At 68.2% G+C, this 11605-nt stretch carries 9 protein-coding genes; 3 read left to right on the top strand and 6 right to left on the bottom strand.

What is annotated here, in order from left to right; all coding sequences use genetic code 11:
- Positions 1 to 97: 97 nt before the first annotated feature.
- The gene (locus E8M84_RS04355) at positions 98 to 643 is read left to right on the top strand and encodes a hypothetical protein (RefSeq protein WP_137109938.1); all 546 of its coding nucleotides are present in this window, start codon (positions 98 to 100) and stop codon (positions 641 to 643) included.
- A 96-nt stretch (positions 644 to 739) separates the two neighbouring features.
- Here E8M84_RS04355 and E8M84_RS04350 read toward each other — a convergent pair whose 3' ends face one another.
- The 6 genes from E8M84_RS04350 to E8M84_RS04325 all read right to left on the bottom strand — a co-directional run bounded on the left by E8M84_RS04350 (position 740) and on the right by E8M84_RS04325 (position 8731).
- Complete coding sequence (locus E8M84_RS04350) at positions 740 to 1783, bottom strand: serine protease (RefSeq protein WP_137109937.1); 1044 nt, start codon at positions 1781 to 1783, stop codon at positions 740 to 742.
- Positions 1784 to 1785: 2 nt separating this feature from the next.
- Positions 1786 to 3735: a caspase family protein gene (locus E8M84_RS04345; protein WP_137109936.1), complete on the bottom strand. Its 1950-nt coding sequence runs from the start codon at positions 3733 to 3735 to the stop codon at positions 1786 to 1788.
- Between the two features lie 188 nt (positions 3736 to 3923).
- Positions 3924 to 5354 (bottom strand): patatin-like phospholipase family protein, encoded by a 1431-nt coding sequence (locus E8M84_RS04340; RefSeq protein ID WP_137109935.1) that lies wholly within the window; start codon positions 5352 to 5354, stop codon positions 3924 to 3926.
- A 15-nt stretch (positions 5355 to 5369) separates the two neighbouring features.
- On the bottom strand, positions 5370 to 6731 hold the full coding sequence (locus E8M84_RS04335; protein WP_137109934.1) for a HAMP domain-containing sensor histidine kinase: 1362 nt from the start codon (positions 6729 to 6731) through the stop codon (positions 5370 to 5372).
- The gene (locus E8M84_RS04330) at positions 6728 to 7411 is read right to left on the bottom strand and encodes a response regulator transcription factor (RefSeq protein ID WP_240790280.1); all 684 of its coding nucleotides are present in this window, start codon (positions 7409 to 7411) and stop codon (positions 6728 to 6730) included. The genes E8M84_RS04335 and E8M84_RS04330 overlap by 4 nt, the downstream gene beginning before the upstream one ends.
- Positions 7412 to 7420: 9 nt before the next feature.
- Positions 7421 to 8731 (bottom strand): trypsin-like peptidase domain-containing protein, encoded by a 1311-nt coding sequence (locus E8M84_RS04325; protein WP_170971850.1) that lies wholly within the window; start codon positions 8729 to 8731, stop codon positions 7421 to 7423.
- Between the two features lie 151 nt (positions 8732 to 8882).
- On the opposite strand from E8M84_RS04325, the gene E8M84_RS04320 reads away from it, so the two are divergent.
- Complete coding sequence (locus E8M84_RS04320) at positions 8883 to 9500, top strand: hypothetical protein (RefSeq protein ID WP_137109931.1); 618 nt, start codon at positions 8883 to 8885, stop codon at positions 9498 to 9500.
- Positions 9500 to 11554, top strand: coding sequence for a caspase family protein (locus E8M84_RS04315; RefSeq protein ID WP_137109930.1), 2055 nt, complete (start codon positions 9500 to 9502; stop codon positions 11552 to 11554). The genes E8M84_RS04320 and E8M84_RS04315 overlap by 1 nt, the downstream gene beginning before the upstream one ends.
- Positions 11555 to 11605: the final 51 nt, after the last annotated feature.

Here is an 11605-nt window from a genome sequence, read left to right as displayed (position 1 = left end):
GGCCTTGCGCCATTAAATCAATGGGTTAATTGTGGACTTTCATCATCGGTTAATCAGTTCTGTCGCGACTCCAGGCAGGGTCTGCACCACAGCGCTGGTGGCGCTTAGCCTTTCAGGACCGGTGCAGGGGCAGGAGTTGGAGGCGCTTGTCGGTGCGCTTCTCTCGGGGGTCCAGCAAGATGGACGTCTGGACCTGACGCGCTTTGACTGTCGGCAAGCCTTGAATGTCGATAACTCGATCCACGAATGCCGCGATCCGGTCTCTGGTCTGGGGTTCCTTCACATCCGCGACGCGGAGGGCGATGCCATGTCGGTCAGCGTGGACAAGGGTCCGGCTGGCCCAACCGATACCGGACTTGCCGTGCCCGACCGCGCGACATTCGATCGGCTTGAGGCCGAGTTCAAGGCTCTCGAACACTCGGAGACGCTGCGGGGCCTGACGCGTTGCGCTCGACCGGAATCGGCCACCAGGCCGGGGCTGATTGTGAAGGCCAAGCCTTCGGGGCAAGTGGTGGCACTGGGCTTCGGCGGATTGGACGACGCTTCGGAGGCTGACCTTGATGCGCCGGGAAAGGATGGGGCGATCCTGGCTGCCATCGTGGTCCCGGTCCTCACCACGTTCGACTGCTTGCCAGAGGATTGAGGCGCGTCGTCTTCCCGAAGGCAGCGCACTCGGCATGTCTGGCACCGCCTTTGCCGCGCGGCGGGCAAGAACTGCCCTGAGCTCCGCCACCGGCCCCTACGGATTCCCCTCGATCACCTCGTTCAGCCAAGGCACGAACTTCGAGATGTTGGTGTAGGCGGAGAAGAGCGCCGTTTCCTCGCAGCCGCGGCCGGTAGTGGCGGAGAGGCCCCAGCTGACGATGCCGGCCTGGATGTAGCCGCCACCCTCGACCGGCACAACTAGGGGGCCGCCCGAGTCGCCGTTGCAGGAGGTCTTGCCGCCCTCGAAGGTGCCGGAGCAGATCATGTTTTCGGACACGGGTTTCGGGGCCTTGGCCATCAGCTCGTCCCAGATCGCGTAGGCGTCCTGTTCGGCGACGCCGAGGGTCTGGACGGCATAGCCGAAGCCACCCGCCGCATCTTCGGCGCGGGCTTCCAGCATGGCGGTGTTGCAAAGCTCGCGGTCGAGGACCTGGATCTGGGCCTGACGCAGTTCCGGCGTGGGTTGCGCGCCTTCGGTCAGGCCCCAGCCGGTGACGATGGTGGTGACGCCCTGCTGGTTCAGGAGGTCGCCGTATTCGGCGTCGGGGACCTCGATGGTCTGGAAGGGGACCTGGGGGGCGCGGGATAGCTTGATGAGGGCGATGTCGAAGTCGAACTGGCCGCCGGAATAGGAGGAGTGGCGGAAGACCGCCTCGACCGGGATCAGGTCGCCGGTGCCTTCGGTCAGGGTGTTGGTGCCGACGAGGATGGAGACTTCGGTCGGTTTCAGGTCGGCGAAGCTGCCGTCGGCCTGCGGCATGTGGATGCAGTGGGCGGCGGTGAGGACCCAGCGGTCGAGCACAATGGAGCCGCCGCAGAACTGGGCGTCGGTGGAGACAGGGGCGCCGCCGACAAGGAGGGCGACCTGCCAGGGCCAGGCGCCTTCGGCTGCGACCTCGCCGCCGATGACCTTGGCGCCGGCTTCGGTGGCGTGAGTGGCACGTGCGGCCTTGGCACCGGATTTGGCGTAGAGGAAGGGTGAGGACGTGACGGCTTCGGTCGGGGCGAAGGGCGCGTCCTCGGCCAGCGCGGGAGCGGCGAGGAGGGCCAGAAGCGCGGCGGCGCGGCGGAGGGTCATCGTCAGTTCTCCATGGTCGGGTCGGGGGGTGGATCGCCCGGTGTCAGGCGCAGGACCTGGCGCAGCATCGTCAGGGGGGCGGGTTTAAGTGTAAAGCCCCGGCTGGTGGCATCGGGGTCGAGGCGGGCCTCCAGCCAGGCGGTCATCGGGTCGGGGGGCGTGGCGCGGGTTGTGTCGTTGGTGGCCAGCCGGGTCAGGTCGACGCGGGGGGCATCGGGGGTGGCGGGGACGGCCAGGGTCCAGATTTCCTCCAGCCCGGCCGTGCTGTCAGGTTCGATTTGCAGGCCGATCCGGGTGGTCTCTCCCGGGGCCAGGCGGTTCGAGAGGTTCTGGGTGGGGTAGATCGGCTGCACGCGGAAATCGGCGGTGAAGTAGAGGACGGAGACGTCCTGCGCCGTGCCGGAGGCGTTGGTTATGGTGAGCCAGAGCTGGTCGCAGGGGGCGACGGGCTCATCCGGGTCGAAGGGGGTGGCGGGGCCGGGCTGGTCGCATGATACGGCGGCGCGGCGGTCGATGGTGACAGCGAGGGGGGCCTTGCCGGTGAGGCTGCGGCCGGTGGCCCCGGCAAGGGTCTTTCGGATGGCGAGGCCGTGGGCGGCCTGGGTGAGGCTGCGTTCGACGGCATCGGCGGGGGTCTCGCCGGGCTCAAGCCGGAGGCGGGGGGTGGAGCCGGGGCCTTGGGGGTCCAGAGTGCCGTCCGGTCCGGCGAGGGCCAGGGTGTCGTCGGTGAGGATCGGGACGAGGTCGGGGGTTGCGCCCGGTTCGGGCAGGGCAGCGGTCCAGGCGGAGTAGTCGTGCGGGTCGCCGGGATCGGCCAGGACGGGGGCGGCGAGGGTCAGGGGCGCGGGGGCCGGGGCGGAGGTGAGTTCGGCCCATTGCGCCCTGATGGGCGGAGGGGCGGAGAGGGTCGCCTCACGCGCGGTGACGTTGGTGAGGGTCATGGTGGCGAGGGGATCGCCGCCGGTGGGGGTGGCGAAAAGGGTGAGCTCGGCGCCTTCGGTCAGGCCGTCGAGGAGGCCCGCGGCGAGTTTGCCAGCTTCGAGGGGGAAGCGGGTGGTGGTCGGGCCGGTGCCGAAGACTTGCGCCGTCAAGAGCGGCCCTTCGCCGTCGGGCATCTGGCGGGCGGGGCCTTGCACCATTGCCTCGGTGGTTGCGGAGAGGATCTGCGCCCAGGAGGCCGACGGCGCGGCGCGCAGGGTTTGTGCAAGCCGCAGGGTGAATTCGCCGTGCCAGGTGCCGTCTGGCATCGGATATTCGAAAGACCGCTGGTCGGACTGCGAGGAGTAGAGGAAGACGAAATCCCCAGAGAGCGGCGGGGCGGGGGTTCCCGCAACGGGGACCACGTCGTCTGGGATGCCGAGTTGCGCTTCGTCGATGACCTTGGCAACCCCCTGCCCGCCCACGGCGCGGAAGCCGGTGGCGGAGTGGCAGGCGTCGATCAGGCCGATGACCTGGATGCCCTTGGCAAGGGTCGCTTGCGCCCAGGCCTGAAGGTCGTCGTCGATGATTGCGTTTTCGACGGACCCGATCGCGCCCTTCCAGCCTGTGGCGTCAGCGGAGAGGAGAAGCTCATCATAGCCGCCGCCTTCGTCGCCGGAGAGGTCCGGGGCCTGGGCGCCGTGGCCGGAGAAGGTGAAGACGACGGTGTCGCCTTTGGTGGAGGCCTCGGTCGCCGTTTCGAGCGCGCCAAGGATTTCGGCGCGGGTCGGCTGGCCGGTCGTGATGCCGGTGGGCAGGTCGGTCGGGTCGGAGGTGAGAACTGTGATCGCGGCTGGGGAGACGCCGCGGGCGATCAGGGTTTCGGCCATCAGGCGGGCGTCGTTCGCAGGGCCTTTCAGGTCGGCGTCGAGAGTGAGGTAGTCGGAGACACCGACGATGACGGCACGGATCTCGGCCTGGGCCGGGGGGGCCAGGAGGGTTGTGCAAAGGACCAGGGCGAAAGGTGCGCGCATGATGCCGGCAGATTACCCTTGGCCAGACATGGGGCAAGTGGGGTGCTGCGGATGACGCAATTTGTCATGCTGCGGCCCCCTCCCCGACCCTCCCGCCAAGGGGTGAGGGGGCGCCCTTGGCGGGCGTAATCCATCCGGGTCCGGGCTTGCGCCTGTGGGCGGTCGTTCACCCTGCGCGACGGCGTCCTTCAGTTGACCGGCGTCACCCGGCGGCCTCCGGCGGCGATGCCGTCCTGGATGCGGGTCTCCACGTCGTTGCCCGACAGGGAGGCGAGGAAGCCGTTGAACTCGGGCGTGGCGCGGGTGGCGAGACGGCCGGCTTCGATCACCATGTCGACCTGATCGGTTGGCAGTTTCAGGCGGGTGGGGACGGCGTCGAGTTTGTCGCGCAGCGCGGTGGGGAGGGAGGCGAAGCTGGCCTCGCCCACGAAAAGCTTGACGTCCTTGCAGTCCCAGCCTTGCGTGCTGCCGCGCAGCTTGCGGACCTCGGCCAGCGGCAGGGCGCAGCGCCATTCGATGAGTTCGGATTCCCACAGGCGGAGTTCCCCCCGCATGGAGTCGTAGCCGGAGCGGGAGGCGGCGGACATGGCGGAGGTGGCGATGGACATGGCGAGGTTGACGCCGCCCGGGCCTTCAACCTTGCGCGTCCAGTCGTAGTCCTTGTCGACGCCTGCGTTGGCGACGAGGAAGAGCATGCGCTTCAGCTTGACGGCTTCCTCGGCGGTCAGGGGAGCATAGGGGACCTGGGCGCGGGCGCGCTCGACCGCAAGGCCGGTGGTGCCGAAGTTGTCAGTGATGCCGCCGTCGAGGAGTTTGACGAATTTCACCTCGTCCGGGTTGGTATAGCTTTCCAGGGCGCGGGCATGGGCGCGCATGGCGGCGGTGGCTTCGGGGTTGTAGCGGGCGGCGGTGAGCCAGTCGGGTTCCTTGTAGGCGCACTGTTTGTGGTGTGCCTCCAGCACGATGGGGGTGAAGACCAGCGGGAAGGCGGCGGAGGCGGCGACGGCCTCGGAGAGTTTGACCTTCGAGAGGTCGGAGCAGAGGGCGTCGAAGGTTTCCGGGCTGAACAGGAATGGCGTGTTGTTCGCCATGTCGGTGGCGTTGATCCAGGTCTTGATGCCCGACCGGCGAAGGTCGGCGAAGGTGGCGCCCTTGTACAGCGTGTCGTCGAGGTAGCGGCCAAAGGTGTCGCGGCCGTTCACGCCCCCGGCGATGCCCTTGGCGATGGTCAGGGGGTTGAAGCCCGAGGTGGTCATGTAGGCTTCGGCGTTGGTGATGAGGAATCTCTCGCGGAAGCCGGTGATCCCTTGTGGGCCGTTGAGGCCAAGCTGCGCGGCCATGACTGACCCGCCGGAGACCCCGGAGACGAGGTGGACGTTGTCCAGAAGGCCGTTCGGGGTGCCGGTCTGGGCGGCCTGGAGTTCCTGCAGCATCCCGTAGGCGAAGGCTGTGGCGCGCATCCCGCCGCCCGAGAAGGCAAGGCCGACGTAAAGCTCGCCGTCGCCTGCAGTCAGGGTATCGGTGAGGGGCGCGTTCTCTCCCGTCAGGGGCTGGTTCTGCGGCTGGTTCCAGGGCGCGCAGCCGAGGAGGAGGAGAAGGGGAAGAAGGGCGCGGCGCATCGGGACTCCGTGGGGTCAGTCCGATTGCTGCAGCCTTGGCCAGCGGATTTCAAGCGCGAAACCCTTTTCGCTGGGCGGAAGCGTGAGGCGTGCCCCGTGCCGGGCGGCGATGGCGCGGACGAGGGCGAGGCCGAGGCCATGGCCGGGGGTGGCGCGGTCGCGCTCGGCGCGGGTGAAACGGTCGAAGGCTTCGGGCTTGAGGTCCTCGGGGAGGCCGGGGCCGGTGTCGGCGATGCGCATCAGGATGCGGTCGTCTTCGGGGGTGAGGGTGAGGGTCAGGTGATCACCGTCGGCGCAGTATTTGATGGCGTTGTCGAGGAGGTTCGACAGGACCTGGGCGATCAGATTGCGGTCGCCAAGGATTTGTTGTCCGGGGGCGATGTGCGCCTCGGTTTGCAGGCCCTTGTCTTCGGCGAGGGGGTCGTAAAGGTCCCAGACTTCGGCCGCGACGGTGGAGAGATCGACGGGGACAAGGCCGCCTCCGGTGCCCTGGTCGGCCTCGGCCCGGCTGATGTCGAGCAGGCTGTCGAACATGCGGATGGCCTGGCGCATCTCGGCCTTGAGGTCGGCGGTGAGGTCGTCCTGGCCTTCGATCTTGGAGAGCTTTTGCAGCATCCGGTTGAGGGGGGTGCGCAATTCGTGCGCGATGGTGTCAGACAGGCGATGGGTGGCGCGGTTGAGGTTTTCGATCCGGTCCAGCATCGCGTGGACATGGGTTTCGAGAAGGCCGAATTCGTCGTCGGAGCGGGGGCCGGGGAGGCGGGCGTCAAGGGCTCCGTCGGCAACGCGGTCGGCCAGGGTGTTGATGCGGTTGATCCTTGCCATCACGCTGCGGGCGGCAAGCCAGCCGACGGCGCTGCCCGCGACTAGGAGGGCGCCGAGGAGGCCGAGCATCCCGCGGCGAAGGGCGCCGAGGGTGTCGTCGACGGGTTGCAGGCTGCGGGCGACGAGAAGGGGGAAGCCGCCCGGCAGGGCGCGGGCCACGGCGAGCCAGCGGGTTTCGTCTTCGGTGAACTCCACCGCGCCGTCGGTGGTGAAACCTTCCCCGGCGGGGGCGAGAGTTGCGGGCCAGTCCTTGCGGGTTCCGGCAAGGGTCTGGCCGTTCCGGTCCATCAGGAGAAGCATCTCGTCGCCGGTGGCGGCGGTGGCGCGGTAGTCGATGGCCTGCCGCAGGGCGATGATGCGGCGCTGGTCGTAGAGGGCGGCGAGGCCGTTCAGGTCGGCGGTCAGCAGGCTTTGCTGGGCGGCCATCAGGCGGGCCTCGACCAGCCGGTATTGCAGGGCCATCGCAGCGAGGGAGAGGACGGTCACCGCCAGCGCCATCAGGGCGGCGAGGCGCAGGGTGGCCCTTGCGGCAAAGGGTCTGGCGGTGGTCACGCGGGGAGGGGGGCGAAGATGTAGCCCTCGCCCCGGGCGGTCTGGATCGCGGTGGCCCCGGCATCCTCCAGCTTGCGGCGGAGGCGGCCGACGTGGACGTCGACGACGTTGGTGCCGGGGTCGAAGTGCAGGTTCCAGACGTTTTCCAGAAGCTGCATGCGGGTGACGACCTGACCGGCGTTGCGGGCGAAGTAGGTTAGGAGTTCGAACTCCTTGGGGCTGGTCGGGACGTGGGTCCGCTTGACGTGGACGGTGCGGGCCTTGAGGCGGATTTCGACGTCACCAAAGGCGAGGAGGTCGTTGTCGAGGACCTGGATCGTGCCGCGGCGCAGGAGGGCGCGCAGGCGGGCGCGAAGCTCTTCGGGCTCGAAGGGTTTCGGGAGGTAGTCGTCGGCGCCCTTCTCAAGCCCCTCGACGCGGTTGGCGGCCCGTCCCAGGGCGGAGAGGATCAGGATCAGCGCGGTAGAGCCCCCGGCGCGGATGCGGGCCATCGCGTCCACCCCGTCGCCGCCTGGTAGCATGCGGTCGAGGACGATGACGTTGTATTGGGCGCTGGTGGCGGCCTCGATGCCGGAGGGGAGGGTGTCGCGGTGGTCGGTGGCGCAACCCAGCGCCTCTGCCTCGGCGCGGATGGCGGCGGCGGTCTCGGGGTCGTCTTCGATGATGAGGATGCGGTCCATTGCGGTCATTCAAAACACCACCACGTCGGGGTCAAGGACATTTGCGCCGCCCACGGGCCGGACGCCTTCGGGAGCGTGCCAGGGGTCGAGGCGGATGTGCCGGGTCTGGCCGCCGGGGGATTGCAGGAGGAGAAGCGCGGGGGCGGTGAGTTGGTATGTGGCAAGGTCCTGCGCGGTGCCGTTGATGGCAAGGATGCGGTCGCCCTTGGCGAGGCCGGCGAGGAGCGCGGGGGAGTTGTCGGTGAGGGCGGTCACGGTACCTTTGTCGTCCAGCGTCACGCCGAGTTCGGCGAAGGTGTAGGAGGTGACTGTCGCTGGCGCACGGGGAGCCTCGCGGGTCCGCAGGCCAGTGGGTTCGGTGTCAGTCAGGGCAAGGGTGACGGTCTGTTCTTGCCCGGAGCGAAGGATGGTCAGGGTCGCTTCACCATCAGCGCTGGCGGCTTCGATGGCGAAGGCGAAGTCGCCCGGAAGGGTGAGGGTTGTGCCGGAGGCCTGGGTGATGATGTCGCCTGCCTTGAGGCCTGCGGTTTCGCCGAGGGAGCCAGGGGCGACGGCGTCAATCAGGAGTCCTTGCGCGGGGAGGTTCAGGGTTTCGGCGATCTGGCGGTCCACCGGGCGGGCGGTGAGACCGAGGGTCGGGAACGGCGGAAGGGTTTCTTCGATGAGGCCCTGGACGATGCGTTGCAGTTCGGCCGTGGGAATGGCGTAGGCGATCCCGACGAACATGCGGCTGCCGTCGGCGATCTGTGAGTTCATGCCGATCAGGTGGCCTTCAGCGTCGACCAAGGGCCCGCCAGAGGAGCCTGGGTTCACGGCGGCGTCGTGCTGCAGCATCAGCATCGGGACAGCGATGTCGGTCTGGCGCGCGAGCGTGGAGATGCGGCCCTCGGTCAGTGTGAACTCGATGCCGAGGGGGGCGCCGAGGGCGAATACTTCGTCGCCGAGTGCGGGGGCGTTTTCTGCGAGTTGGAGGCCTTCGGTCGTGGTGGGGAGGGAGATCACAGCCACATCACGGACGGGATCACGGGCGATGACGAGGGCGGTGAGATCGGTTCCGTGGCGGTCGATCAGGCGGACCTCCTCGGCGGTGCCCACGACATGGGCGTTGGTCACGGCGACGGTGCCATCCGCCCAGACGAAGGCCGAACCGAGGAAACGGTCCTCGCTGTCGTTCGACCGCACGGTGAAGACCTTGTCCATCGCGGCGTCGAGCGGCGAGGCGCTGGCCGGGCTGAGCACGGCGACCAGCGCCAGGACCAGAAGGGCGGCGAGCGCCTCGATGAATTTGAGCGGTCTGTGCCGCTTTGCCGTCTTCTGCATGTCGGAAACCCTTGATCTGCCTCGATGCCGTCTTGCTAGCGGGGCATAGACGACGGGTCCCGTGACAAAACCTGTCATCTGGAATTCCGGCATTTACAGGGGCGGGGCGGGGCCGCATGTTCGGGGCAACAAAAGCCGGAAGAGTGTTCCCATGCGCCACTTGATTGCTGTCTGTGTGATGTCGCTGGCCCTGCCCGCCTGGGCGGAAGGCCCGTCGCCGGTGAAGGTGGCCGAACTGTCCGCGCGGGCCTATGCGGCGGGGATGGCGGCGGGCGATCCGCTGCTGGTGCTGTCGGCAGCGAAGCTGCGCAAGTCACTGGCACTGGTAGCGTCTGACCGGGCGGCGGTGGATGGGTTGGCCGGAGAGGGAGCGCCGCTGGGGTGGGAGGAGATGCTGGCCTCGGCCGCCGAGTTGGCGGACGGGGATGAGGTCGTGCTGGGGCTGATCGAAGACGCGAGGGTCGAGACGACGAAGGGCGTGGCCTCGGGGCCGGTCTACAACATCGGCTCGCTTGGCAACGGCAAGGGCGACACCTACCCACCGATCGAGTTCCGGGGTGGCGAATATGCCGAGGTCTATGTCGAGGCGAAGGCGGCGACGAACCTGAACCTGGGCGTCTATGACGACAAGGGGCGGCTCGTGTGTTCGGACACCGACATCAGCCACATCGCCTATTGCGGCTGGACCCCTGCCAGCGCCGGGACCTTCACGCTGAAGGTGGAAAACAAGGGCCCGACGGGGGCCGACTATGCGTTGATGACAAACTGATGAAAGCACTTTTCACCATTGCCCTTTGCCTTGCCGCCACCCCTGCGCTGGCGCGGGAGAATTATGCGCTGTTGATCGGCGCGAACCAGTATCCGGCGCTGGAGGAGCGGTGGTGGCTGCGGGGCCCCGCGAATGACGTGCAGCTGGTGGCTCAGTATCTGACGACAGAGGCTCCGGTGGCTTTTGCCGAGGATCATGTGACGGTGCTGTCGGATGGGGTTGCAGGGGCAGAGGCGCCGACGCTAGCGGCGATCCGGGCGGCCTTTGCGGAACTGACGGCGGAGGTACAGCCGGGGGATTTCGTCTACTTGCATTTCTCGGGGCATGGCACGCAGGCCCCGGCGCTGGACCCGGCGACGGAACTCGACGGGCTGGATGAGCTGTTCCTGCCGGTGGACATCGGGCCCTGGTCGGATCAGGTGGGCGCGGTCGAGAACGCGCTGGTCGATGACGAGATCGGGGCGCTGATTGACGGGCTGCGCGCGAAGGGCGCGAATGTCTGGGCGGTGTTCGACTCGTGTCATTCGGGGACGGCGACGCGGGCGGTGGAGGCGGGCGAAGAGGTGCGGGTGCGACAGTTGCCGCCCGACGCGCTGGGGATCGACGTCGATGCGGTGGAGGTCTCGCGGTCCGTCGGCGATCCTCGTCAGGTGGAGGCCCCGTTCGACGGCGGCTCCGGCGAGGGCAGCTTTGTCGCCTTCTTCGCGGCGCAGACGAACGAGGTGACGCCAGAAAAGAACCTGCCGAAGGGCAAGCCGGGCCGCAAGCCGCAAGGGGTGTTCACCTGGACGCTGATGGAGGTGCTGGCGGAGTACCCGAACGCGACCTACGGGCAGGTGGGGCAAGAGGTGCTGCGGCGCTATGCGGTGAAGAACCTGGCGAAGTCGACGCCCCTGTTCGAGGGCGATCTGGATCAGGTGGTGTTCGGTGGCGCGGCGGGCACAAGGGTTTCGCAGTGGCAGGCGGAGGTTTCCGAGGCGGGGTTCACGATCCCGGCGGGGAGCTTGCATGGGTTGACCGAAGGCGCGGTGCTGGCAGTTATGGGGTCGGCGGCGGCGGCGGATGACGCGGCACTGGGATATGTGGAACTGACCTCGGTCGAGACGTTTTCGTCGCTAGGTCAGGCTTTGGAGCGGGACGGGAAGGCCCTTCCGGCGGAGTTGCCGAAGGGCGTCACACTGCGCAAGCTGGATGAGGCGCTGGACTTCACCTTGACGGTGGCCTTGCCTGCGGCGGGAACGGGTCCGGCGGATGCCTTGCTGGCGGCGTTGGGCGGCTTGCAGGAGGCGACGGGGCCTCGGCTGGTGTTCGTCGCTGCGGATCAGGAGGCGGATTTGCGGCTGGCGGTGCTGCCGGACAGCCCGCGGTCGGATGCGATCTGGGTGCTGCCCTCGACCGGGCTGGCGGAAGATCTTGAGGCGACGCCCTCGGTGTCTACGGGCGACAAGGACGGCGCAGAGCTGGCGGCGGTGCTGGCGGATACGCTGGTCACTATGGCGCGGGCGCAGAACTTGCTGAAGCTGGCAGGTGCGGTGGGGGCATCAAACCCGGATGTGGAGGTCGAGCTGCTGACCCGCACGCCTGAGGACCGGACGCTGCGGCCCCTGCCCTTCGCCCCGGTCCCGACGCTGCTGCCGGATGACGAAGTGCATGTGCTGGCGAAGAACAATGGTGAGGGGCCGGTGGACGTGAATGTCCTCTATATCGGGGCGGACTGGTCGATCAGCCATTGGTTCTCGGGACGGTTGCAGCCGGGGGATGAGCTGAAGAAGGGGCTGTTCAAGATTTCGGCGGACGTGCTGGGGCAGGAGCGGATGCTGGTCGTGGTGACCCCGGCCCGCCCGCAAAGCCCGGTGGAGGACCTGAGCTATCTGGCGCAGGATGCGCTGGACCGGACTCGGGCAGTGGGCGGGACGGCGTTTGGCGACGCACTGGCAGAGGCGGGGTTCGGCGAGACCACCCGGGGGGCGATGGCCTTGACCGACGAGACCGAGACGGATGGGCCGGGGCCTGCGATCCTGTCGCTGGAGCTGCGGACGATGGCCGCGGAATAGCGCCCTCAAGCCTTTGATTCCGCTTTATTGCTGCGCAGCATGGGCCGCAGC

This window comes from Rhodobacter sp. SY28-1, from assembly GCF_005222785.1.
In the GTDB taxonomy this organism is placed as follows: Bacteria; Pseudomonadota; Alphaproteobacteria; order Rhodobacterales; family Rhodobacteraceae; genus Tabrizicola.
This window is presented reverse-complemented; position numbering and strand designations above follow the sequence as displayed.